Origin of the sequence: Streptomyces sp. NBC_01454 (assembly GCF_036227565.1) — a bacterium.
GTDB lineage: Bacteria > Actinomycetota > Actinomycetes > Streptomycetales > Streptomycetaceae > Streptomyces.
Genome location: NZ_CP109460.1, coordinates 4498951 through 4522494, shown reverse-complemented (window position 1 = coordinate 4522494; position 23544 = coordinate 4498951). Strand labels below are relative to the sequence as shown.

Here is a 23544-nt window from a genome sequence, read left to right as displayed (position 1 = left end):
GTCCGCCGGGTCCCGCACGGCCCGTGAAACGGCGGTGCCGTACGGAGCGGGGGCTCGTCATGAGCCCCGCCTCCGTACGGCACGGGGGGGGGTGCGGGCGGGCCGGAGCCCCGCGGATCAGACGCCGGCGTACGAGTGCAGACCCGTCACGAAGATGTTCACGCCGTAGTAGTTGAACAGGTAGCAGGCGAACGCGATCAGGCCCACCCAGGCGGCCTTGCGGCCCTTCCAGCCGGCCGTGGAGCGGGCGTGCAGATAGCAGGCGTAGCCGACCCAGGTGATGAAGGCCCAGACCTCCTTGGGGTCCCAGCCCCAGTAGCGGCCCCAGGCGGCCTCGGCCCAGATGGCGCCCGCGATGATGGTGAACGTCCACAGCGGGAAGACCGTGGCGTTGACGCGGTAGGCGAACTTGTCGAGCGAGGCGGCCGAGGGCAGCCGCTCCAGCACCGAGGTGGCGAAGGCGCCGGGCCGCTTGCCCGCCGGGTCGGCGAGCTTGGCCTCGTAGCGGTCGCGGAAGAGGAACAGCAGCGTGGCCACGGCGCCGAGGTAGAGCACCGCGCCGGAGAGGATCGCGCAGCTGACGTGGATCCACAGCCAGTACGAGTGCAGCGCGGGCACCAGCTGGTCACTGGCGGTGTAGAGCACCGAGACCGCCAGCCCGAGGTCGAGCAGGACGGTGGTGACCAGCGGCAGCCCGATCCAGCGGACGTTCTTCCGGAGGGCGAGCAGCAGCAGGTAGATGCCCACCGCGACCGCGGCGAAGGTGGTGGAGAACTCGTACATGTTGCCCCAGGGGGCACGCTGTACGGACAGGGCGCGGGTGACGACGCCGCACACGTGCAGGCCCCAGGCCAGCACGGTCAGCGAGACGGCGATCCGCCCGTAGAGGTCGCCCTTCTCCGTGCCGCCCGCGGCGCCCGGGCCGTCGGGGACGTCGCGGCTGCCGACGGCGGACTTGGTGATGACCTTGGGACGCTCCAGCACGGCGGTGCCGCCGCCCTGCTGTGCGACCTTGGCGGAGACCGCCGCGGGCGCCCGGTCCCGGGGGGTCAGCGCGGCGGCGGTGCGGGCGACCTTGCTGCGGCTGCCGAACACCCACTCGCTCAGGTGGGCGATGAAGGCGAGCGTATAGACCGCCATTGCCGAATAGACCAGCAGGTTGCTGTTGTGCGCCAGCGTCTCGTTGGCGGCGGCAGCGATGTTCACGCGCGCGCTCCTTCGGAGGGTTCAGCAGGACCGTCAGAGTCGGTGGGCTCCGCGGGGTCTTCGGAGCCGGCGTCGGGGGCCGGCTCGGGCTGCGGATCGGATTCCGGGCCGACCGCGGCGTCCGGAACGAGCGGGGCGTCGGGCTCCAGCGCCCCCGCGAGATCGCCGAGTTCCTCCGGCAGCCGCGGGGACTCGCTGCGGCCGAGGCCGGCCATCTCGACGACTGTCACCCCGTCCGCACCCTGTTCGGCCCGGATCCACACCCGGCGCCGCTGGATGAACAGCGAGCCGGCCAGGCCCAGCAGGGCGGCGACCGCGCCGGTCAGCGCGAGGCCGTTGCCGGGCTGGTGGGTGATCTTGAAGCTGGCCCAGTTCTTGATGCCGGTGAACTGGATGCTGCCGTCGCCGTTCGGCAGCTTCATGGTCTCCCCGGGCAGCATCATCTTGGCGAGCGGGGCGCCCTTGACCTTGTACTGCTTCAGATATTTCTTCTGCAGCTGGTAGACGTTCTGCGGCAGCCCCGAATCGACGCCCAGATCACCGTGGTAGGCGGTCAGCGTCAGCACCGGGTAGTCCAGCGCGGGGAACTGGGAGAACATCGACCCGGAGCCCTTGCCGCCGAACGTCGGCACGAAGAAGCCCTGGAAGCCCAGCTGATTGCGCTTGCCGTCCTTGGTCTGCGCGCCCGGCACCTTCACCACACCGGTCGAGGTGAGGTTCTTGGGGTCCTGCGGGAGGAAGGGGACCGCGCCCTTGTAGACGACCTTGCCGCGGCCGTCCTTGACGGTCACCTCCGGCGCGTAGCCGTGCGAGAGCAGGAAGACCTTCGAACCCGCGATCTCGAGCGGCGTGTTCACCTCGACCGCGGTGCGGTGCTCCTTGCCGTCCGCGCCGGTGTAGTACGTCACATGGGCGCGGAAGGTGCGCGGGGTGCCCTTCTGGGGGCCGCTGCGCTCGTAGGTCGCCTCGAACTTGTTCAGCGTGAAGCCGAAGGGCTCCATGGTGTCGGTGTCGAAGAAGGCACCGGACTTGAAATCGTCGAACTGGGTGAGGCTGTTGGCGAAGCCGTCGCCCTCGGTGACCAGCTTGCCGCCCTCGGACTTCCACAGGCTGCCGACGGCGAACGCCACCAGCATCACGATCAGCGCGACGTGGAAGACGAGGTTGCCGGCCTCGCGCAGATAGCCCTTCTCGGCGGCGACGGCGGTGCCGGTCCGGTGGGCGCGGAACCGCCGCTTCTTCATCAGCCGCTGTGCCGCGCCGAGGACCTCCTCGGGCGCCGCGTCGGTGCGCCAGGTGGTGTACGCGGGCAGCCGGGTCAGCCGGCGCGGTGCGGCCGGCGGGCGGCTGCGGAGCTGGCCGACGAACTGCCAGCTGCGCGGCACGATGCAGCCGATCAGCGAGATGAACAGCAGCAGGTAGATCGCCGAGAACCACACCGAGCTGTAGACGTGGAACATCCCGAGCTTGTCGTAGATGCCGCCGAGCGTGGCGTGGTCGGCCTTGAACTGGTCGACCTTGACCGGGTCGATGCTGGTCTGCGGGATCAGCGAACCGGGGATCGCGCCGATCGACAGCAGGAAGAGCAGCAGCAGCGCCACCCGCATCGAGGTCAGCTGCCGCCAGAACCAGCGCGCCCAGCCGATCGGGCCGAGCGAGGGGAAGGTGACGTCCTCCTGGGGCGCGGTGGAGAGCTGGGATCCGGCGGTGCCGAGATCGTTGCCCGCTCCGGCCCCGGAGTCCGGCTCGCGGGGGGTGTCGGTCTTGGTGGACATCAATCAGATCCCAACGGTGGAGCTTTGTGCCCAGCTCTGCAGGTCGGACATCAGGCTGTCCCAGATGCCGGTGACGAGGAGGATGCCGAGCGCGATCATCATGCCGCCGCCGATCCGCATCACCCACTGGTAGTGCCGCTTGACCCAGCCGAACGCCCCGAGCACCCGGCGGAAGGCCAGCGCGACGGCGATGAACGGCAGGCCCAGGCCCAGGCAGTACGCCACGGTGAGCAGGGCACCGCGCACGGCGCTGGCATCGTAGAACGTCAGGGTGCTGACGGCGGCGAAGGTCGGTCCCAGGCAGGGCGTCCAGCCGACGCCGAAGAGCACCCCGAGCACCGGCGCGCCGGCCAGCCCCATGGCGGGCTTCATGTGGAAGCGCAGCTCGCGCTGTCCGAAACGCTGCAGCACGCCGGCGAACGCCAGCCCGAGCAGGATCATCAGCACGCCCAGGACGCGCGAGATGATGTCCCGGTACTCCAGCAGGCTCTTGCCGACGAAGCCGAAGAGCGCGCCGCCGGAGACGAAGACGGCGGTGAAGCCGAGCACGAAGAGCGCGGCGCCGGCCAGCATCCGGCCGCGCCGGGCCTCGCCGAGGTCGGTGCCGGTGACGCCGGTCACATACGACATGTAGCCCGGCACCAGCGGCAGGACGCAGGGTGAGAAGAACGAGACGAGCCCGGCGAGGAGCGCGATGGGGACGGCGGCGAGGAGCGTGCCGTTGAGGACGGTCTGGTTTTCCGCGGCGGCGGCGAGCGCGATCACGTGATCACTTCTCAGCGACCAGCGGGGCGATCATCTTCCGCAGCTCGTCCTCGGCGAGCGGGCCGATCGACCGGGCGGCGATCCTGCCCTGCCGGTCGATGGCGATCGTGGAGGGGATCGACTGCGGGTTGAGGCTGCCCTTGGGGAAGCGCAGCATCAGCCGGCCGGTCGGGTCGAACAGGCTCGGGTAGGGCACCTTGTGCTCTTCCTCGAAGCTGGTGGCCTGCGACTTCTCGGAGTCGCGGGTGTTGATCCCGATGAACTGGACGCCCTTGCCCTTGGTCTCGTTCGCGACCTTGGCGAAGTTCGGCGCCTCGGCGATACAGGGGCCGCACCATGATCCCCAGACGTTGAGGATGACGACCTTGCCCTTGTAGGCGGCGACGTCCAGCTTCTTGCCGGTGGTGGTCTCACCGGAGAGGTCGGGCGCCGCCTGCCGCTCGTCCTTCTTGACGGTGTCGATGCCGTTCTTGCCCTGGACGAAGCGGGTCTGCGCCGAGCCGCCGGAGGCGCCGTCCCCGCAGGCGCTCAGCGTGAGCGAGGCGGCCGCGGCCCCTGCGGCGAGCAGGGTCAGACGGCGTCGGCTCGTGAGGCGGCGTGGGACGCGACAGGCACTCATGTGAAAAGTTTCGCATGGGCCAATTCCGGATCTTCCACGCCCCCCTCCGACGGCCGGTCGCGACCCGGCGGGGTATGTCAGGCGGCTGACAAATACGACTTCCAGCCGCCGTTCGGCCGCTGGCCGACGGGGAGCTGCTGGAGCTTGCGCAGCACCTCGGGATCCTGGGCGTCGATCCAGTCGGTGAACTGCCGGAACGACACCAGACGGACGTCTTTGTTCTGCTCATTGGCAATCTGCTTGAGCGCTTCCTCGACGGCATCCATATAGATGCCGCCATTCCACTGCTCGAAGTGGTTGCCGATGAAGAACGGCGCGCGATTGGTCTCGTAGGCCCGGCGGAAGCCGGAAATGTATGCGTCCGTGGCCTGCTGCCGCCAGCCCGGGTAGTTCGCCGGCGGAGCCTTCGTAGAGTTCTTCGACTGATTGAAGAGGATGTTGTAGTCCATCGAGAGCACCTCGAAAGAGTGCCCGGGGAAGGGAATCTGCTGGAGCGGGAAGTCCCAGATGCCCATCTTCTTCTTCGGCCACATCTGGAGACCGCCGGGCGAGCTGGCGTCATAACGCCAGCCGAGCTTCTTGGCGGTGGGCAGCAGATTCTCCTGGCCCAGCAGACAGGGGGTGCGGCTGCCGACCAATTCCTTGCGGTAGTCGAACGGCAGCGCTTCGACGTCGGTGAAGCCGGTGTTCGTGCGCCACTTCGTGACGAAGTCCATCGCCTGGTCGATCTCGGACTGCCACTGCTGGGGCGTCCAGTGCTTGACCGAGGTCGAGGTTTCGCCGCAGAAGTGCCCGTTGAAGTGGGTGCCGACCTCGTGGCCGTCCAGCCAGGCCTCCCGCACGTACTTCAGCGTCTCCTTGATGTGGTCGTCGCTGAGGTAGCCGATGGCGGAGGCGCCCCGCCTGTTGTTCGGCGGGTCGTAGAGGTGCTTCTTGGATTCGGGCAGGAGATAGAGTCCGGAGAGGAAGAACGTCATCGCCGCGCCGTGGTCCTTGGCGAGCTTGAGGAATCGGGGGAAGAGGCCATTGCCGACCTCTCCGGCCCCGTCCCAGGAAAAGATCACGAACTGCGGCGGGGTCTGACCGGGCGCCAGCCGTTCGGGGGCCTTGGGCTGATGGGGCTGCGCGCCGGAATTCGCGGTCGAACCGTCACCGATGGGCTTCGACCGGGCCTGGACCGAGTTCTTGACCCGCTGCTTGTCCGCCCCCGCGTTATCCGAGCCCGACGTCGAGCAGCCGGCGACGCCCAGCGCCGCGGCCGCTCCCACTCCCATCCCCAACAGGTTTCGCCGACTGATCGCGCGCATACCCTCGACCCCATCCGTGCTCGCCGAACTCGATATCCATATAAACGGACAACCGAGAAGAGGGCATGTTGAGCGTTGGGGTTCCGGCTAATCGCTCAGATTTTCACTTTGCCTGGCTTTGACGTTCCGCCAGATGATGCACCGTCAGGCCCCGAAAGCCTTGGCCTTTCCCTTGACGGGTTTGGCGCCCGCCAGAAGGTGGGACGGAACCAGGTCGCGCGCCGGCTCGCTGTACCCCACCGAGATGATCTTGTCGCCGTGGAACGTGAACGACGTCAGCGAGGCCAGCGTGCACTGCCGCTTCCGCGGGTCGTGCCACAGCCGGCGCCGCTCGGCGAAGCTGCGCACGATCCAGATCGGCAGCTGATGGCTGACCGCCACCGCCTCGTGCCCGCGCGCCGCGTCCCGCGCCGCACCCAGCGCCGCCATCATCCGCACGACCTGCTCGATGTACGGCTCGCCCCAGGACGGGCGGAACGGATTCGTCAGGTACTTCCAGTTCCCCGGCTTCTTCAGCGCGCCGTCGCCGACCCCGAAGGTCTTCCCCTCGAAGACGTTGCCGGCCTCGATGAGCCGCTCGTCGGTGGCCAGATCCAGACCGTGCGCACCGGCGATCGGCTCCGCGGTCTCCTGCGCGCGCTCCAGCGGCGAGGCGACGACATGTGTGATGTCGCGCCCCGCGAGATGCTCGGCGACCCGGTCGGCCATCTTCCGCCCCAGGTCGGAGAGGTGGTAGCCGGGCCGGCGCCCGTAGAGGACGCCGTCGGGGTTGTGCACCTCGCCGTGCCGCATCAGATGCACGACGGTGATGTCTTCGCTGCTCATGTCACCCATTCATTCAGTCGTCGGCCGGCGGCGCCGGAACCGTGCCTCAGGCGGTCGCTTGGGCCGCGGCCCGCGCGGCGGCCGGGAGGGCGGCGGCGATCCGCTCGACGGCCGCCGCATCGTGCGCGGTCGAGACGAACCACGACTCGAAGGCGGACGGCGGGAGGTAGACGCCCTGCGCCAGCATCGAGTGGAAGAAGGCGGTGAAGCGGAACGCGTCCTGCGCCTTGGCCGCGTCGTAGTCGGTGACCTCGGCGTCCGTGAAGAAGACCGAGAACATGTTGCCCGCGACCTGCAGCCGGTGCGCCACACCCTCCTTCGCCAGCGCCGCGGTGACCAGAGCGCGCAGCTCCGCCGAGACCGCGTCGACCTTCGCGTACGCGGCGTCGTCCAGCAGCCGCAGCTGCGCGACACCCGCGGCGGTGGCGATCGGATTCCCGGACAGGGTGCCCGCCTGGTAGACGGGGCCGGCCGGGGCGAGGTGCGCCATGACGTCGGCGCGGCCGCCGAAGGCCGCGGCCGGGAAGCCGCCACCCATGACCTTGCCGAAGGTCATCAGATCCGGACGTACCCCATCAATTCCGTACCAACCGGCCTTGCTGACGCGGAAGCCGGTCATCACCTCGTCGGAGATGTACAGCGCGCCGTCACCGGCGCACAGGTCCTTCAGGCCCTGGTTGAAGCCGGGCAGCGGCGGCACCACGCCCATGTTGCCCGGCGACGCCTCCGTGATCACACAGGCGACCTCGCCCGGGTGCGCGGCGAACGCGGCCCGCACCGCGTCCAGGTCGTTGTACGGCAGCACGATCGTGTCGCCGGCCTGGGCGCCCGTCACGCCCGGCGTGTCGGGCAGACCGAAGGTCGCCACGCCCGAACCCGCGGCGGCCAGCAGCGCGTCGACATGCCCGTGGTAGCAGCCCGCGAACTTGATCACCTTCGGCCGGCCGGTGAAGCCGCGCGCCAGCCGGATCGCCGACATCGTCGCCTCGGTGCCGCTGGAGACCAGCCGCACCTGCTCGACCGGCTCGACCCGGGCCACGATCTCCTCCGCCAGCTCGACCTCGCCGGCGCCGGGCGTACCGAAGGACGTCCCGCGGGCGACCGCGTCCTGGACCGCGGCGATCACCTCGGGGCGCGAGTGCCCGAGGATCATCGGCCCCCACGAGCACACGAGGTCGACGTATTCACGGCCATCGGCATCGGTGAGGTACGGACCGCTACCGGACACCATGAACCGGGGCGTTCCCCCCACGGCGCGGAACGCGCGGACCGGAGAATTGACGCCGCCCGGCGTCACGGCGGACGCCCGGTCGAACAGCGACTGCGAAACAGGGGCTTCATACGGAAAAGACACGGTGATCCTGACCTGCATAAACGGGGGGAGGGCGGCGCGCGGACGCGGCCCGGCTGGCATCGGTACGGGATTCCCCGCGCGGTACGTGTGCACGAGCCGCTCGGTTCAGTCCCGGTCCTTTTTTGATTCCTCTCGCTTTCGACCGGGCGTCAGCCCCCACTCGTCTGCGAAACTGGGGCCGACGTACGAGTAAGTCACGCAAGCAATGGTCTCAGAGGCGCACGGGGGCGTGCGGCCGGGCGTTTCACGCGCCGGTGACGGGGGAGGTCTCTGAGACGATGATCGGGTTGCGCGGCTGGGGCTGCGAGTGGTCGGGTGGAGATATGCATCGCGGTGGCGAACTGGGCGAGGGAACCAATGACCGGGGTCCCGAGCGCGCCCAGCGCGGCCGTCACCGGCGCGAGGAAACCACGGGCGGGGACATCAGGGGCGGCCGCATGGGGGTGACGTACAAGTACTTCGGCGCGCCCAACGGCGCGACCGCGGCCCGCGTCCCGATCTCCATGCGCCCCGAGGAGCTCGGCGGTGACGAACTCGGCATGGGCGGCATGTTCTCCAAGATCAAGCCGGAGACCATGGCCGCCATGGTCCTCACAGGTATAGAGGGCATACCGCTCCATAAGGTTCCGCCGCTGGAGCTTGTCGTCCTGCACCCCGACTACGCCGTGGTCAAGCTCCCCATGACCGTGGTCGACCCGCTGCGCGGGGTGGGCGAGGAGTCGGTCGGCGCGGCCGCCTTCATCTGGTCCACCGTCCCCGACCGCGGGGGCCCGCGCGACGCCTTCGCCGTCTACCAGCTCCTGCACGAGTGGCAGGACTTCAGCCACCGGCTGCACGAGGCGGGGCATCAGGCGTACTGCCTGGTGTGGCCGTAACGGTTCAGCGCGGACGCGGCGGCCCGTGCACGGCGGTGCCGGGCCGTCCGCCGGGCGGGGCCACCCAGGCCGTTCACGCGGCCCGGCCCTGCCCTGCCCGGCCCGCCCCGGCCCGCCCGTCACCACGTGGGACGGGCCGAGACACCCCCGTCGACGACCAGATCGTGTCCGGTGATCCAGGACGCCATCGGTGAGGCCAGGAAGACACAGGCGTCGCCCACGTCCTGGGGCCGCCCCAACCGCCCGGCGGGCGCCGCCTCTTGCCAGCGGCGCACCCCCTCGGGCCAGTCCTCCGCCAGCCCGGGGCGGGCGATCAGGCCGGGCGAGACGCTGTTGACGCGGATGCCGTAGGGCCCGTATTCCAGCGCGGCCGACCGGGCGTGCATCACCACCGCCGCCTTGGACGCGCAGTAGTGGGCGTGCCGCGGCGCCGGACGGTCCGCCTCGATCGAGGCGATATGGGTGACCGAGCCCCCCGCCGGCCCGGCCGTCCCCCCGCCGGCCCGCATCACGGCCACCGCGGCCTGGGTGCAGGCGAAGACGCTGTGCACCGTGGGATCCGCCACCGCCCGCCAGTCGGCGAGCGACATCGCCGCCAGCTCCTGCGTCGGCTGCACCCCCGCGTTGTTCACCAGCGCGGTGAGCCGCCCGCGCCAGCCGGCCGCCTCGGTCACCAGGCGGTGGCACTCCTCCTCGACGGCCAGATCGGCGCGCAGCGCCAGCGCACTCCCGCCGTCCGACTCGATCCGCTCGACCAGCGCCCGCGCCGCCTCGGCGCCCGTGCGGTAATGCACCACGACGGCGGCGCCCGCGGCGGCGAACCGCAGCGCGATCCCGCGGCCCAGGCCCCCGGAGGCGCCGGTGACCAGGGCGACCTGACCACGCAGATCGGGCAGCCCGGGGTCGCGGGCGGCGTCGTCCCGCTGCGGGGCTTCCCGGGTCATGGCCGGCTCAGCGCGGTGATCCGCGCCGCCTCCCGGGGGAAGCGCGCGGCCAGTGCGGCGGCGTCCCCGTGTTCGTAGTCCGCGAAGGTGAAGCCGGGTGCCATCGTGCAGCCGAAGAGCGTCCAGGCACCGCCGCCGGCGACCTCGGCGGCCATCCACGTACCGGCCGGCACCGTGAACTGGACGTGCTGCCCGCCCAGGACGTCCGGCCCGAGCACGACCGTACGGGCACCGCCGCCGCTGCCTTCCGCCAGCAGGAACAGGGTGAGCGGATCGCCCCGGTAGAAGTGCCAGATCTCGTCGGCGGGCAGGCGGTGCAGCGCGGAGAAGTCGTCCGGCTCGGCGGTCAGCAGCATCACGATGGCCGAGCCCTCGGGCCGCCCGTCGGGGCGCTCGGGCCCCGCCCAGGTACACCGGAAGCGCCCGCCCTCGCGGGGCAGCGGCGCCAGCCCGTAGAACTCGATCAGCGCTTCGGGCAGCGGGTCACGGGGCGTGTGCCGGTCGTCCATCTACGGGGCCGCCTCCCACTCATCACCGCCTACGGGCTGATCCTCCACCCTAGGCACGACGACGGCCCGCCACGGGGCACAATCGGGCCATGTCCGCCACCTCGCCCGACAGCCCGTCAGCAGCCGCCCCCGGCACGGCGTCCGGTGGGACGGCACCCCTGGACACAGCGGCCCTCTGGGAGACGGTCGACGAGATCGTGCACTGGCTCGACCGGGAGAGTGGGCTGCCGCCCGAACAGGAGCGGCTGCTGCGGCTGCTGAAGCTCTCGGAGGAGGCCGGTGAGGTCGCCCAGGCCGTCATCGGGGCCACCGGCCAGAACCCGCGCAAGGGCCACAGCCACACCTGGGACGAGGTGCACGGCGAGCTGTGCGACGTGATCGTCACGGCGATGGTGGCCCTGCGGACCCTGACGCCCGGCGCCCGCGGGGTGTTCGACGGGCATCTGCGGCGGATCGCGGCCCGGGTGCCGTCACCCCCGGACGGGAGCCACGACACACCGGCCCCCTGAGCCCCTCAACCTGCCGTCCACAACGGATCGCGGCCCGTCTCGGCCAGCAGTACCTCGAGGTCACCGGCGCCGGGCGGGACGGGGAGCGGTGCGGCGAAGACGTTCATCGTCCGTGCCGTGGGGCCCATCCGGTCGACCAGGGCGCGCAGTTCGGACACACAGCCGGCGGCCGGGGCGTACAGCTGCCCGGTCGCCCGCGCCACGTCCCAGGCGTGCACCGTCAGGTCCAGCAGCACCATCGCGCCGACGGTGCGCGCCGGCAGGTTCATCGCGCCGGTCAGCCCGTCCTCCGCGCCCGGCGCCGCCCAGGCTTCGACCAGCCGCGCCGTCTCGTCCGCGAACCGGTCGGGCCACCGCGCCCCGTACTCGCCGAGGCGGTCGGGGGTGCTGCCGAAGTCGGCGTCCTTCTTGGCGGCCAGCTCCTGGAAGGCGACGACCACCTGGAAGAGGTGGTTGAGCAGCGCCCGAACGTCGTACTCGGCGCAGGGCGTCGGCCGCCCCAGCTGGTCCTCGCCGACGCCGCGCAGGACGGGGAGCGCCGCCTCGCCCGCCGCGGCGAGCAGCGCGCTGACCGGCGGCGAGGGGCGGGCGGTGGGCGGCGTGCGGGGCGGTTCGACCGGGGTCCGCGCGGAACCCGCCGACTCGGCGCCGGGCGTGTCGCCCGGGAGGTCATTCGCGCTGTTCATACCATTTATGTCATTCATGCCGTTCATGTCGAGGACGCTACGGGCCACGGGGGGCGGTGGCTTGAAAAAACGCGACAGGCCCCCTCGCCCGCGCCGCGGACCGGCCTAGGATCCAGGACATGGCCGCTCCACGGCGCGACACCCGGGGCATCGTCGACGCCTCCGGGCTCTTCACGCGGGTGCAGTTCCGCCGCCGCACCCCCGCCGCGGCGCTGCGCCCCTATGTCGAGCACTACTGGCTGATCGACTGGGACCTGTCCGAGCCGTACGCCACCCATGTCGTTCCGCATCCGTGCGTGAACATCGTCTTCCAGCGGTACGCCGACCGCCCGGGCTTCGGGGAGGTCGCGGGGGCCGGGCGGGCGCTGTTCGCCCAGAAGCTGACGGGGCGCGGGCGGGTGTGCGGGGTGCAGTTCCGGCCCGGCGGGTTCCGGCCGTTCACCCCGGAGCGGCCGGCGACCGACTGGACGGACCGCCGGCTGCCGCTGGCGACCGTCTTCGGGTACACCGACGCCGACGCCCCCGCGGCCGCCGTGCTGGAGCCGGACGACGAGGACGCCCGGGTGGCCGCGCTCGACGCCGTGCTCACCCCGCTGCTGCGGGCCGGGCCGCCGGTCCTCGCCCAGGCCGGGCTCGCCATGCGGCTGGCCGACCGGATCCGTACCGACCGGACGATCCGCCGGGTCGCGGACTTCGCACGCTCCGAGGGCATGTCCCTGCGGGCGCTGCAACGGCTGTTCGCCGGATACGTCGGGGTCAGCCCCAAGTGGGTGGTGCTGCGCTACCGGGTGCACGAGGCGCTGGAGCGCGCCGCGTCCGACGCGGAGGTCGACTGGGCCGCGCTCGCCGCCGAGCTGGGCTACAGCGATCAGGCACATCTGATCCGCGAGGTCACCGCCACCGTCGGGGTCCCGCCGACGGCCTACCCGCGCTGAGCCGCCGGCCGCCCTGTCAGGGGTGTTCGGCGGTCAGATAGCGCTGGATGGTGGGCGCCAGCCAGGCCACGACCTCTTCGTGGCCGAGGTCCACGGCCGGCGGGAGATGCAGGACATAGCGGCACAGCGCCATGCCGAGGATCTGCGAGGCGATCAGCCCGGCGCGGGCCCGCGCCTCCTCGGGGACCGGGCAGACCGCGGCGAGAACCGGATTGATCTGCTCGGCGAACACCTCGCGCATCCGCTCCGCGCCCGCCTCGTTGGTGACGCCGACGCGCATCATCGCCGTCAGCGTCTCGTCGCACTCCCAGCGCTCCAGGAAGTGGCGGACGAGCCGGGTGCCGGCCTCGCCGCGCGGGACATGGGTGAGGTCGGGTGCGTGCACCTCGATGGTGGAGGCGGCGGCGAAGAGGCCCGCCTTGTTGCCGTAGTAGCGCATGACCATCGACGGGTCGATGCCCGCGTCCCCCGCGATGGCGCGGATGGTGGCGCGCTCATAGCCGTCCGCGGCGAAGCGGTCCCGGGCGGCGGCCAGGATCGCGGCCCGGGTGGCGGCGGAGCGGCGGGGGCGGGCGGTCCGCACCGCCGCGCCGGCTGCCGGAGCGGCGGAGTCTCCGGCGTCTCCGGCGTCACCGGTATCGCCGGAGTCGCCGGTATCGCCGGAGTCGCCGGAGTCGCCGGACGTGCCCGGCAGGACGGCTGCCAGCGCGTCTTCGGGCGCGGAGCCGGCGGCGAAGGGAGCATGTTCGGCCATGTCCACAACTGTAGGCCAACGGCTGTTGACATGCCAGACCGAGCCGCCCTACGCTTGCCAACAAGCGTTGACCAACATGCGTTGGCACGGTTGGTCACGGTTGCACGGTTGGCAGAGTTGCCACAGGGCACAGGAGGGCGGAAGCCATGGACGCCATGGATGCCAGGAACCCCGAGACCAGCGACAGCGGCCCCCGGAACGCGCCGGCGGAGGCGGCCCGCGGCACGGCCCGCGACGCGTCCCACGACACGGACGTCATCGTGGTGGGCGCAGGTCCGACCGGACTGCTGCTCGCCGGAGACCTCGCCGAGGCGGGGCTGGACGTCACCCTGCTGGAGCGCCGGCCCGGCAAGATCAGCAACCTCACCCGCGCCTTGGTGGTCCATGCCCGCACCCTGGAGCAGCTGGACGCCCGCGGCCTCGCCGACGAGCTGGTCGCCGGCGGCCATCCGCTCTCCTCGCTCCGCCTCTTCGGCGGCGCCACCGTCGACGCGTCCCTGCTCCGCTCCCGCTTCCCCTTCGTCCTGGTCACCCCGCAGTTCGAGGTCGAGCGGCTGCTGGAGCGGCGGGCCCGCCGGGCCGGTGTGACCTTCCGCCCCGACTCCGAGGTGCTCGGTCTCGACCAGGGCGCCGGGGGCGTGACGGTGCGGTTCCGCACCCCCGAGGGCCTCGGGAGCCTGCGCGCCGCCTACACCGTCGGCACCGACGGCGTCCGCAGCACCATCCGCGAGGCCATCGGCCAGCCCTTCCCCGGAAAGTCCGTGATCCGCTCCCTGCTGCTCGCCGATGTCCGGCTGGCCCGGGAGCCCGAGTCACCCTTCATCGTCAGTGCCGGCGGGGAGGCGTTCGCGCTGATCAGCTCGTTCGGTGACGGCTGGTATCGCGTCATCGGCTGGAGCCCCGACCACCAGGCCGACGACGACGCGCCCGCCGGCCTCGACGAGATCCGCGACATCACCCGGCGCGCCCTGGGCAGCGACTTCGGCATGCTGGAGACCCGCTGGATCTCCCGCTTCCACAGCGACGAACGCCAGGCCCCCGAGTACCGCGTCGGCCGGGTCTTCCTCGCCGGTGACGCCGCCCATGTGCACTCCCCCGCCGGCGGCCAGGGCATGAACACCGGCCTTCAGGACGCCGCCAACCTCAGCTGGAAGCTGGCCGCGGTGCTCCAAGGCCGCGCCCCCGAGAGCCTGCTCGACAGCTATCAGACCGAGCGTCACCCGGTGGGCAAGGCGGTGCTGCGCAGCAGCGGCGCCCTGGTCCGGCTCGCCCTGATGCAGTCCGCCCCCGGCCGCGTCGCCCGCGCCCTCGCCACCCAGCTCCTCCGCCGTCTGCCGCCGCTGGCCGGCCGCGCCATCCTCACCATCTCGGGCCTCGGCATCGCCTACCCCGCCGGGCCCGGCGCCCATCGGCTGGCCGGCCACCGTGCCCCCGATATCCGGCTGGCCGACGGCAGCCGCCTCTATGAGGTCCTCCGCCAGGGCAGGTTCGTCCTGATCACCCCCGCCGACGAGCCCGGCAGCGAACCCGGCAGCGTGCGCCCCGCCCACGAGTCCAGCAGCGCCCACCCCACCGACGACCGCCCCGTGATCGTCCACTGGCGCGGCGCCCGCCGCACGGCCGTCCTGGTGCGTCCCGACGCCTATGTCGCCTGGGCCACCGACGCCACCGCCCCTGCCGAGCGCGCCCACGCGCTCCGTACCGCCCTTCGGCACTGGACCGCTGCCGAGTCCGGGGACGACGGCCCCATAGCCGGCGCCCTCACCCCGTCAGGACATGCCGCAGATATGCCCGCGGGTCGCTGAGATAGCGCCGCCAGTGGTCGACCAGCCCCAGCTCCGACCACTGCACACGCCGCATCCCGTGCTCGCCGACCTCCACGATCTCGGCACCGGGCAGCGCGGTCAGCAGCGGGGAGTGGGTGGCGCAGATGATCTGTGCGCCACCGCTCGCCAACTCGTCCATCAGCCCCACCAGTTCCAGGCAGGAGGAGAAGGACAGGGCCGCCTCCGGCTCGTCCCTCACATACAGGCCGCGCTGCGAGAACCGCTCACGGAAGGCCAGCAGAAAGCCCTCCCCGTGGCTCATCTCGTCCGGCGACCGGGACAGCCGCTTCGACCTCCGCTCGCCGTTCAGCGCTTCCAGCGCCGTCTCGGCCCGCAGAAAGAACCCCCGCCGGCGGGCCCTCGGCCCGCGGATCATCTCGCGCCCCTCCCGCGTCGGGTCGAACCGCATCAGCCCGCCGAGCAGCGACCGCCTCCCGCGAGCCGGCGTACCGGTAGCCGGCCGAGCCGCCGTAGGAATCCAGCCCGAACCCTTCCGCCAGCGCCTCGGCCGGCGTCGGCTTCCCCGAACCGTTCTCCCCGACCAGAAAGGTGACCGGAGCGCGGAAGGTCAGCCCCTCCTCGGCCAGCCGGCGCACGCACGGCACCGTCCAGGGCCAGCCGTCCTCGGCCGCCCCCTAGCCCTCCGGAAGGTTCACGTAAGCCCGCTCGATCAGCATGCCCTCGAAGTTCTCACACCCCACTGACACGGATCCGAGCCTGAGCAGGCGCTTTGTCCGTACGCTTTCCGCATGGTGATCGCCCGTTCCGTCGCCCTCTTCGTCGTCGCCGCCCTCTTCGAGATCGGCGGCGCCTGGCTGGTGTGGCAGGGCGTCCGCGAACACAAGGGCTGGGTCTGGATCGGCGCCGGCGTGCTCGCGCTGGGGCTCTACGGCTTTGTCGCCACCCTCCAGCCGGACGCCAATTTCGGTCGGATTCTCGCCGCGTACGGCGGCATCTTCGTCGCCGGATCGCTGGCCTGGGGCGCGGTCGCCGACGGCTACCGCCCCGACCGCTGGGACATCCTGGGCGCACTGATCTGCCTGGCCGGAATGGCCGTGCTCATGTACGCCCCCCGAGGTCGCTGAACACCCCCACCTATCCTGGCCGGACACCCCGCACCCATGAGGAGCGGGGACCCCACCCCATCGCCCCGAGGAGAGCCGCATGACCGCCGAGGCCCGTACCGCCGTCGTCACCGGAGCGAGCAGCGGCATCGGAGCGGCCACCGCGCGAGCGCTGGCCGCGGCCGGCTATCACGTGGTGCTCACCGCCCGCCGCAAGGAGCGCATCGAGGCGCTCACCGCCGAGTTGCCGCACGCCGAGGCCTACCCGCTCGACGTCACCGACCGCGCCGCCGTCGACGCCTTCGCGGCCACGCTCGACCGCTACCCCTCCCTCGACGTCCTGGTCAACATCGCCGGCGGTGCCTACGGCGCGGAGCCGGTCGCCAGCGGCGACCCCGCCGACTGGCGCGCCATGTACGAGGTCAACGTGCTGGGCGTGCTCCACATGACCCAGGCACTGCTGCCCGCGCTCACCGCCTCCGGCGACGGCACCGTCGTCGTACTGTCCTCCACCGCGGGCCTCGGCACCTACGAGGGCGGCGGCGGTTATGTCGCGGCCAAGCACGGCGCGCACGTCATCGCCGAGACCCTCCGTCTGGAGCTGTGCGGGGAGCCGGTGCGCGTCATCGAGGTCGCCCCGGGCATGGTCAGGACCGACGAGTTCGCCACCACCCGCTTCCGTGGCGACACCGCCAAGGCCGCCAAGGTCTACGAGGGCGTCGACCAGCCGCTCACCGCGGAGGATGTCGCCGACACCGTCGCCTGGGCGATCACCCGCCCCGCCCACGTCAACATCGACCTGCTGGTGGTCCGCCCGCGCGCCCAGGCCTCCAACTCCAAGGTGCACCGCACCACATGAGCCCCGGGGCGGCGGCCCGGCACCACCGGCGGCACCACCGGCGACGCCCCGGCAACGCAAAAACGGCGCGGCGCACCCAGCGCCGCGCCGTCACTCCGTCCCTGGGACCGTCCCTGGGACCGTCCCTCGGACCGCCCCTCTGTTCGTCCGCCGGTCGATCCGTCCGTCGCCCCCGCTCAACCCTTCACACACACCACCTGCTTGAGCTGGGCGACGACCTCCACCAGGTCCCGCTGCTGCTCCATGACCTTCTCGATCGGCTTGTAGGCGCCCGGGATCTCATCGATCACCCCGGAGTCCTTCCGGCACTCCACGCCCCGCGTCTGCTCCATCAGATCCTGCGTGGAGAACCGCTTCTTCGCGGCGTTCCGGCTCATCCTGCGGCCGGCGCCGTGGGAGGCGGACTGGAAGCTCGCGGCGTTCCCCAGCCCCTTGACGATGTACGAGCCGGTGCCCATCGAGCCCGGGATGATGCCGTACTCGCCACTGCCCGCCCGGATCGCGCCCTTACGGGTCACCAGCAGATCCATGCCGTCGTAGCGCTCCTCCGCGACATAGTTGTGGTGGCAGGAGATCACCGGCTCGAAGACCGGCTTGGCCTTCTTGAACTCCTTGCGGACCACGTCCTGGAAGAGCGCCATCATCACGGCCCGGTTGTGCTTGGCGTACTCCTGCGCCCAGAACAGGTCGTTGCGGTACGCCGCCATCTGCGGGGTGTCCGCGATGAAGACGGCGAGATCGCGGTCGACCAGGCCCTGGTTGTGCGGCAGCTTCTGCGCCTGCCCCATGTGGAACTCGGCCAGCTCCTTGCCGATGTTCCGGGAGCCGGAGTGCAGCATCAGCCACACCGCGCCGGCGTCATCGAGGCAGAACTCGATGAAGTGGTTGCCGCTGCCGAGCGACCCCATCTGCTTGGTCGCCCGCTCCTGCCGGAACCTGACCGCCTCGGCCACGCCCCCGAACCGCGCCCAGAAGTCGTCCCACCCCGCGGTCGGGAAGCCGTGCAGCCGCCCGGGGTCGACCGGGTCGCCATGCATCCCCCGGCCCACCGGAATGGCCTGCTCGATCTTCGAGCGGAACCGGGACAGGTCGCCGGGCAGGTCATTGGCGGTGAGCGAGGTCTTGACCGCGCTCATCCCGCAGCCGATGTCGACGCCGACCGCCGCCGGGCAGACCGCGCCGCGCATGGCGATCACCGAACCGACCGTGGCGCCCTTGCCGTAGTGCACGTCCGGCATCACGGCCAGGCCCTTGATCCACGGCAGGGTGGCGACGTTGCGCAGCTGCTGCATGGCTACGTCCTCGACCCCGGCCGGGTCCGTCCACATGCGGATCGGAACCTGGGCACCAGGCACCTCGACGTAGGACATAACTCCCTCATTCCCCCGAATTTATGAAAAACGCAAAAGCCGGACAAGTTATCCGATCTTGGACGGCGGACCGGCGTAGGCGGCAAGACGTGCGATAGACATTGTGTCCATCGGCCGCCGACCGGCGGCAACCAGATTTCCCAGGGAAGGAGCCGCGAGCGATGCCACGCAAGTCGTTCGTACCCGGTGCCGCGCTGGTGGCGGCCGCGGCGCTGACCGTCGGCCTCGCCGGCTGCAGCGGCGGCTCCAGCCCGGACGGCAGCGGCGCCGACGCCAAGGGCGGGAGCGCCGCCAGCTCGAATCCGGCCGCCGAACCGGGCCGCTACCAGACCCTCCCCGAGGCCTGCGGGCTGCCCTCGCACAGCGCCATCCGCGGCATGCTGCCCGGCGACGACACGTCGCTGTCGCACGACGAGGCCGACAAGCTCTACCGCGGCCAGGCCGACATCACCTACGACACCGACCGCCGCGTCGGCTGCCGCTGGACCCGCGAGACCACCGCCGGCACCCGCCACATCGGCCTCGACATCCAGCGCGTGGTGTCGTACGACAACGCCGTCAGCGATGACGACAAGGCGCAGGAGATCTACGACACCAAGGAGCAGGCCGCACAGATACCGTCCGGCGCCGGCTCCCCGTCACCCGCCTCGCCGTCCCCGTCCGCCCCGAAGGGCAAGGACAAGGGCACCGAAGCCGTCACGAACAGCGCCCCGGACACGAAGGGGAAGGACCCGTCCGGCAGCCCCTCGCAGTCCTCCGACCCGAGCGCGGAGCCGAGCGGCTCGACCGCCCCCCGCGTCCTGGACGACCTCGCGGACGACGCCTTCCTCAATGACAAATTGGTCACAGCGGACTCCGGGGTGCACCGGGACGTCACTGTGGTCTTTCGCACGTCGAATGTGATCGTGACGCTCACGTACGACCAGTGGTCGACGGACAAGACGATGTTGCCGGACAGCCAGGAACTGCAGGACAAGGCCCGTTCGCTGGCCGGTGAGCTCTCCGACAGCCTCAGCGAATAGTCCGGATCACGCACCTTGACCGACTCGCCACACAAGGCGAAGAAGCGCCCGTTTTGGGCTGCGTACTCATCGACAGGAATCGGTCACCCACCCCGCCGCGCCGCGTACCGTGCCGTCTAGCCCTGCCCGTAGACGGGACGGGGCGGGCCTCAAGGCCGGCCATGCCGACCCGACGACGAACAGCGAAGGAACCATGCACCGTTCAGCCAAGCGACTCGCCAGCCTTCTCACCTGCGCAGCAGTTCCGGTGCTGCTCGTCGCCGGCTGCTCCGGCTCGAACAGCGACAGCTCCGGTGACGCCTCCGCCTCCGCCCCCTCCAGCAGCGCCAAGTCCTCCGCGCCGACCGTCACGCCCGCGAAGTTCAAGAAGCTGCCGAACCCGTGCCAGGCGTTCTCCAAGGACAACGTCAAGAAGATGCTGCCCAAGGTGAAGGACGCCTCCGGGAACCAGGGCAACTCCTCGGACAACACCGCCCACGGCACCTGCTCGTGGACCAGCTCCGACGAGAACGGTGTCGACGGCACCCAGTTCCGCTGGCTGGACATCGGCTTCCAGCGCTACGACTCCGACACCGGCGTCGGCTCCGGCGAGCAGCGCGCCACGGACTTCTACACCAAGCAGGTCAGCGACGCGAAGGACACCAAGGGCGCCAAGAAGCTGTCGGCCGTCAAGACCTCCGGCACCGGCGACGAGGCGACCGCGATCACCTACGACGTGAAGAAGGAGGGCAATGACTTCAAGAACACCACGGTCATCGCCCGCACCTCCAACATCGTCGTCACGATCAACTACAACGGTGCCGGTCTGGCGGGCGCGGACGCTCCCCAGGGCGCCGATCTGCTCAAGCAGGCCCAGGCCGCCGCCAAGGAAGCCGTCGCCTCCGCCGCCAAGGCCAACGGCTGACCCACCGGAAGGGGCCGCACCGTCCACCGGTGCGGGCCCTCCCGTCCGCCTCCGCGTGAGGGGGCGCCACCACGTGTGAGCACCCCTTTCACAGGGCCCCGCCCCTACCGGCACACGACCCTCCGTACGCATGTGCCAGGCTGTCGCTCGCAACAGACCGACTGGGAGGGGTCCTCGGGTGGCCGCGCCGCTGAAGCTGACACGCACACACCGGATACTCATCGGAGTAGTCATCGCCGGCGCGGTCGTGATCGCCGGCATCGGCTTCGCCGGCTCCTACACGGCCGTGCGGGCACTCGCCCTCAAGAAGGGCTTCGGCACCTTCTCGTACTTCTTCCCGCTCGGCATCGACGCGGGCATCTGTGTCCTGCTCGCCCTGGATCTGCTGCTGACCTGGATCCGCATGCCCTTCCCGCTGCTGCGGCAGGCGGCGTGGCTGCTGACGGTCGCGACGGTGGCCTTCAACGCCGCGGCGGCGTCCGATCCCCTGGGCATGGGCATGCATGCCGTCATCCCCGTGCTGTTCGTCGTCACCGTCGAGGCCGCCCGGCACGCCGTCGGGCGGATCGCCGACATCACCGCGGACAAGCACATGGAGGGGGTGCGCATCACGCGCTGGCTGCTGTCGCCCCTCCCGACCTTCCTGTTGTGGCGGCGGATGAAGCTGTGGGAGCTGCGCTCCTACGACGCGGTGATCAAGCTGGAGCAGGAACGGCTCGTGTACCAGGCACGCCTGCGTTCCCGATTCGGACGGGGCTGGCGCCGCAAGGCTCCCGTGGAGTCCCTGATGCCGCTGCGGCTCGCGCGGTACGGGGTGCCGCTGGCGAAGACCGCTCCCGAGGGGCTTGCCGCGGCGGGCATCGCACCGCAGCTGCTGCCGGCGGCGCCACCGCAGCCCGCGCCGCCCGCGCCGCCCGCTCCGGAGCCGGCGCCCCAGGGGATGCCGGCCCAGGGAATGCCGAGCCAGGGAATGCCGAGCCAGTGGTTCGCGGCGCCGCAGCAGGTGACCTACCAGGGCGACTACGACCCGGCGTTCGTCCCGGAGCAGGAGCATCGGCCCTCCTACGACGAGCACCGGCAGCTGCCGACGCCCGAGCAGGGCCCGCTACCGGCGCCGCGCACGCCGGACCCCGAACCCCCGGTCCCGGTACCGAACGGCGCAGGGGGGACCCGTCCGCTCGGCAAGGGCACTCCGCGGACAAAACCGCAGGCAGCACCGCAGGCAGAACCGCAGACCGACCCGGAGCCTGCTGCCCGGCCACCGGCCGCGACGCCGGGCGACGAGGACCTGTACCAGGTGTACCGGCACTCGATAGAGGGCGAGGGCATGCCGACAGCGGGCGCGTTCGCGGCCAACCTGGAGGCACAGTTCGGGTTCCGTCCGCGGCCGCGCGACCTGAACCGCTACATGGAGCAGTTCAGCGACCGCCTCAACGCGGAGCTGATGGAGGAGCACATCGCGTAACGCACCCGCGCACGGCTCCGGCCTGCGGGAGCCGGCCCCGGGATGCCTTCTCCCCGGGGCCACCCCCTTTTCACCGGTGGGACGCGGCCGCGCCCACGGACCTGCGACGCGGCCTGCGCCTCACCCGCAACAGCCCACCGGCGGACGCCTCATCCTCCGAGCAGCTTGCGCACCCGGTCGGCGCCGACGGCCAGCAGCAGGGTGGGCAGCCGCGGCCCGGTGTCCCGGCCGACCAGGAGGTTGTAGAGGAGGGCGAAGAAGGCGCGCTGGGCGACCTTCAGCTCCGGCGTCGGCTTGGCGTCCGGCTCCAGGCCCGCCTGGACCTTCGGCACGCCGTAGACCAGCGTGGTCAGCCCGTCCAGCGACCAGTGCGTGTCGAGACCGTCCAGCAGCAGCCGCAGCGAGCCGCGGGCCTGCTCGTCGAGGGTGGCCAGCAGCTCCTCGGCGGGCTCGTCGCGGACGATGGTGCGCTGCTCGGCCGGGACCTGGGTGTTGATCCAGTGCTCGGCCTTGTCGAGCCGCGGGCGGGTCTCGTCCAGGGACGTGACGGGGTTGGCCGGGTCCAGCTCACCGAGGATCCGCAGCGTCTGCTCGTCATGGCCCGCGGTGATGTCCGCGACCGAGGCGAGCGTGCGGTACGGCAGCGGGCGCGGGGTGCGCGGCAGCTCACCGGCGGCGGTCCGGGCCGCGCGGGAGTGCGCGGCGGCGTCGGCCGGCAGCGCGGTGCCGTCCACGACCTTGGACTCCAGCTTGTCCCACTCGTCGTAGAGCCGCTGGATCTCCTGGTCGAAGGCGATCTTGAAGGACTGGTTGGGCCGGCGGCGCGCATAGAGCCAGCGCAGCAGCGGCGCCTCCATGATCTTCAGCGCGTCGCCCGGCGTCGGCACCCCGCCGCGCGACGAGGACATCTTGGCCATGCCGCTGATGCCGACGAAGGCGTACATGGGACCGATCGGCTGGTCGCCGCCGAAGATCTCGCGGACGATCTGGCCGCCGACGACGAAGGACGAGCCGGGCGAGGAGTGGTCGACGCCGGACGGCTCGAAGAGCACGCCCTCGAAGGCCCACCGCATCGGCCAGTCGACCTTCCAGACCAGCTTGCCGCGGTCGAACTCGCTGAGCCGGACCGTCTCGCCGAAGCCGCACTCCGTGCAGGTGTAGGCGAGTTCGGTGCTCTCGTCGTCGTACGAGGTGACCGTGGTCAGGTCCTTCTCGCACCGCTCGCAATAGGGCTTGTACGGGAAGTAGCCGGCCGAGCCGCCGCTGCCGTCGTCCTCGCCGGCCGCGCCCGAGCCCTCGGCGGCCTCCAGCTCGGCCTCGTCGACGGGCTTCTGCGACTTCTTGGCCGGGGCCTTCTTCGTGCGGTACTGGCCGAGGATCGCGTCGATGTCCGCGCGGTGCTTCATCGCGTGCAGGATCTGCTCGCGGTAGACACCGGAGGTGTACTGCGCGGTCTGGCTGATGCCGTCGAACTCCACGCCCAGCTCGGCGAGCGCCTCGGCCATGGCGGCCTTGAAGTGCTCCGCCCAGCTCGGGTACGCCGAACCGGCCGGGGCCGGCACCGAGGTCAGCGGCTTGCCGATGTGCTGGGCCCAGGACTCGTCGACGCCCGGGACACCGGCCGGGACCTTGCGGTAGCGGTCGTAGTCGTCCCAGGAGATGAGGTGGCGGACCTCGTACCCGCGGCGGCGGATCTCGTCGGCGACGAAATGCGGGGTCATGACCTCGCGGAGGTTACCGAGGTGGATCGGGCCGGACGGGCTCAGGCCCGAGGCGCAGACGATCACCGGTGCGGAGGACCCGGCTGTCGCTTTGCCCGGGGCGCGGCGCTCCGCCTCGGCAATGACCTCGTCGGCGAACCTGGAGACCCAGTCGGTCTCGGTGCTCTGCTGAGCCACGATCGGCCCTTCCTCTTCCTGGTGAATCCCCATTGCGCCGTCCTGCGCGCGGACGCACAAAAGCCTGACGGTG

General features: G+C 71.3%; 22 protein-coding genes and 1 pseudogene. 9 read left to right on the top strand and 14 right to left on the bottom strand.

Translation table 11 applies throughout. The annotated features are described in order from the left end of the window. Nucleotides 1-117: 117 nt before the first annotated feature. From ccsB to hemL, 7 genes are all read right to left on the bottom strand, one after another. The gene (gene ccsB / locus OIU81_RS20030; RefSeq protein ID WP_329149803.1) at nt 118-1206 is read right to left on the bottom strand and encodes a c-type cytochrome biogenesis protein CcsB; all 1089 of its coding nucleotides are present in this window, start codon (nt 1204-1206) and stop codon (nt 118-120) included. Then, nucleotides 1203-2981, bottom strand: a complete 1779-nt coding sequence (gene resB, locus OIU81_RS20025) for a cytochrome c biogenesis protein ResB (RefSeq protein ID WP_329149801.1) — start codon at nt 2979-2981, stop codon at nt 1203-1205. The genes ccsB and resB overlap by 4 nt, the downstream gene beginning before the upstream one ends. A 3-nt stretch (nt 2982-2984) precedes the next feature. After that, nucleotides 2985-3746, bottom strand: coding sequence for a cytochrome c biogenesis CcdA family protein (locus OIU81_RS20020; RefSeq protein ID WP_329149799.1), 762 nt, complete (start codon nt 3744-3746; stop codon nt 2985-2987). 4 nt (nt 3747-3750) lie between these two features. Continuing rightward, nucleotides 3751-4365 (bottom strand): TlpA family protein disulfide reductase, encoded by a 615-nt coding sequence (locus OIU81_RS20015; protein ID WP_329149797.1) that lies wholly within the window; start codon nt 4363-4365, stop codon nt 3751-3753. 77 nt (nt 4366-4442) lie between these two features. Beyond that, entirely contained in the window at nt 4443-5672 is a 1230-nt protein-coding gene (locus tag OIU81_RS20010) for a hypothetical protein (RefSeq protein ID WP_329149795.1), read from the bottom strand. Nucleotides 5673-5816: 144 nt separating this feature from the next. Further along, on the bottom strand, nt 5817-6497 hold the full coding sequence (locus OIU81_RS20005; RefSeq protein WP_329149793.1) for a histidine phosphatase family protein: 681 nt from the start codon (nt 6495-6497) through the stop codon (nt 5817-5819). A gap of 46 nt (nt 6498-6543) precedes the next feature. Further along, nucleotides 6544-7851 carry a glutamate-1-semialdehyde 2,1-aminomutase gene (gene hemL, locus OIU81_RS20000; protein ID WP_329149791.1) on the bottom strand — a complete coding sequence of 436 codons (1308 nt, stop codon included), beginning with the start codon at nt 7849-7851 and terminating at the stop codon, nt 6544-6546. A 323-nt stretch (nt 7852-8174) separates the two neighbouring features. Between hemL and OIU81_RS19995 the strand changes: the two genes are divergently transcribed. Next, a complete protein-coding gene (locus OIU81_RS19995; protein ID WP_129249696.1) occupies nt 8175-8726 on the top strand; it encodes a hypothetical protein in 552 nt (183 codons plus the stop codon). A 119-nt stretch (nt 8727-8845) separates the two neighbouring features. On the opposite strand, the gene OIU81_RS19990 is transcribed toward OIU81_RS19995, so the two are convergent. Together OIU81_RS19990 and OIU81_RS19985 are read right to left on the bottom strand one after the other, a co-directional pair. Further along, on the bottom strand, nt 8846-9670 hold the full coding sequence (locus OIU81_RS19990) for an SDR family NAD(P)-dependent oxidoreductase (RefSeq protein ID WP_329149790.1): 825 nt from the start codon (nt 9668-9670) through the stop codon (nt 8846-8848). Further along, nucleotides 9667-10179, bottom strand: a complete 513-nt coding sequence (locus OIU81_RS19985; protein ID WP_329149788.1) for a cupin domain-containing protein — start codon at nt 10177-10179, stop codon at nt 9667-9669. Before OIU81_RS19985 ends, OIU81_RS19990 begins: the two co-directional genes overlap by 4 nt. Before the next feature lie 89 nt (nt 10180-10268). Here OIU81_RS19985 and OIU81_RS19980 point away from each other — a divergent pair, with 89 nt between their 5' ends. Continuing rightward, the gene (locus OIU81_RS19980) at nt 10269-10688 is read left to right on the top strand and encodes a MazG-like family protein (RefSeq protein WP_329149786.1); all 420 of its coding nucleotides are present in this window, start codon (nt 10269-10271) and stop codon (nt 10686-10688) included. A 5-nt stretch (nt 10689-10693) separates the two neighbouring features. Here the strand turns inward: OIU81_RS19980 and OIU81_RS19975 are convergent, their stop codons facing one another. Continuing rightward, the gene (locus OIU81_RS19975) at nt 10694-11374 is read right to left on the bottom strand and encodes a TIGR03086 family metal-binding protein (protein ID WP_329149783.1); all 681 of its coding nucleotides are present in this window, start codon (nt 11372-11374) and stop codon (nt 10694-10696) included. A 119-nt stretch (nt 11375-11493) separates the two neighbouring features. Here OIU81_RS19975 and OIU81_RS19970 point away from each other — a divergent pair, with 119 nt between their 5' ends. Further along, nucleotides 11494-12309, top strand: a complete 816-nt coding sequence (locus tag OIU81_RS19970) for a helix-turn-helix domain-containing protein (RefSeq protein WP_329149781.1) — start codon at nt 11494-11496, stop codon at nt 12307-12309. A gap of 16 nt (nt 12310-12325) precedes the next feature. On the opposite strand, the gene OIU81_RS19965 is transcribed toward OIU81_RS19970, so the two are convergent. Further along, nucleotides 12326-13063 (bottom strand): TetR/AcrR family transcriptional regulator, encoded by a 738-nt coding sequence (locus tag OIU81_RS19965; RefSeq protein WP_443074016.1) that lies wholly within the window; start codon nt 13061-13063, stop codon nt 12326-12328. 155 nt (nt 13064-13218) lie between these two features. On the opposite strand from OIU81_RS19965, the gene OIU81_RS19960 reads away from it, so the two are divergent. Continuing rightward, nucleotides 13219-14868: an FAD-dependent monooxygenase gene (locus tag OIU81_RS19960; RefSeq protein WP_329155234.1), complete on the top strand. Its 1650-nt coding sequence runs from the start codon at nt 13219-13221 to the stop codon at nt 14866-14868. Here OIU81_RS19960 and OIU81_RS19955 read toward each other — a convergent pair. Next, nucleotides 14825-15566: pseudogene (locus tag OIU81_RS19955) on the bottom strand (AAA family ATPase). The gene OIU81_RS19960 and the pseudogene OIU81_RS19955 sit on opposite strands and share 44 nt — an antisense overlap. 72 nt (nt 15567-15638) lie before the next feature. On the opposite strand from OIU81_RS19955, the gene OIU81_RS19950 reads away from it, so the two are divergent. Further along, the gene (locus OIU81_RS19950; RefSeq protein WP_329149779.1) at nt 15639-15974 is read left to right on the top strand and encodes a YnfA family protein; all 336 of its coding nucleotides are present in this window, start codon (nt 15639-15641) and stop codon (nt 15972-15974) included. A gap of 79 nt (nt 15975-16053) precedes the next feature. Continuing rightward, nucleotides 16054-16812 carry an SDR family oxidoreductase gene (locus OIU81_RS19945; protein WP_329149777.1) on the top strand — a complete coding sequence of 253 codons (759 nt, stop codon included), beginning with the start codon at nt 16054-16056 and terminating at the stop codon, nt 16810-16812. Between the two features lie 176 nt (nt 16813-16988). On the opposite strand, the gene OIU81_RS19940 is transcribed toward OIU81_RS19945, so the two are convergent. Then, nucleotides 16989-18182, bottom strand: coding sequence for an RtcB family protein (locus tag OIU81_RS19940; RefSeq protein WP_329149775.1), 1194 nt, complete (start codon nt 18180-18182; stop codon nt 16989-16991). A 161-nt stretch (nt 18183-18343) separates the two neighbouring features. On the opposite strand from OIU81_RS19940, the gene OIU81_RS19935 reads away from it, so the two are divergent. From OIU81_RS19935 to OIU81_RS19925, 3 genes are all read left to right on the top strand, one after another. After that, nucleotides 18344-19204 carry a hypothetical protein gene (locus OIU81_RS19935; RefSeq protein WP_329149773.1) on the top strand — a complete coding sequence of 287 codons (861 nt, stop codon included), beginning with the start codon at nt 18344-18346 and terminating at the stop codon, nt 19202-19204. Nucleotides 19205-19397: 193 nt separating this feature from the next. Next, complete coding sequence (locus tag OIU81_RS19930; protein WP_329149771.1) at nt 19398-20108, top strand: DUF3558 family protein; 711 nt, start codon at nt 19398-19400, stop codon at nt 20106-20108. A 178-nt stretch (nt 20109-20286) separates the two neighbouring features. After that, entirely contained in the window at nt 20287-21573 is a 1287-nt protein-coding gene (locus OIU81_RS19925) for a DUF2637 domain-containing protein (protein ID WP_329149770.1), read from the top strand. A 149-nt stretch (nt 21574-21722) separates the two neighbouring features. Here the strand turns inward: OIU81_RS19925 and lysS are convergent, their stop codons facing one another. Next, on the bottom strand, nt 21723-23504 hold the full coding sequence (gene lysS, locus OIU81_RS19920; protein ID WP_443074015.1) for a lysine--tRNA ligase: 1782 nt from the start codon (nt 23502-23504) through the stop codon (nt 21723-21725). Nucleotides 23505-23544: the final 40 nt, after the last annotated feature.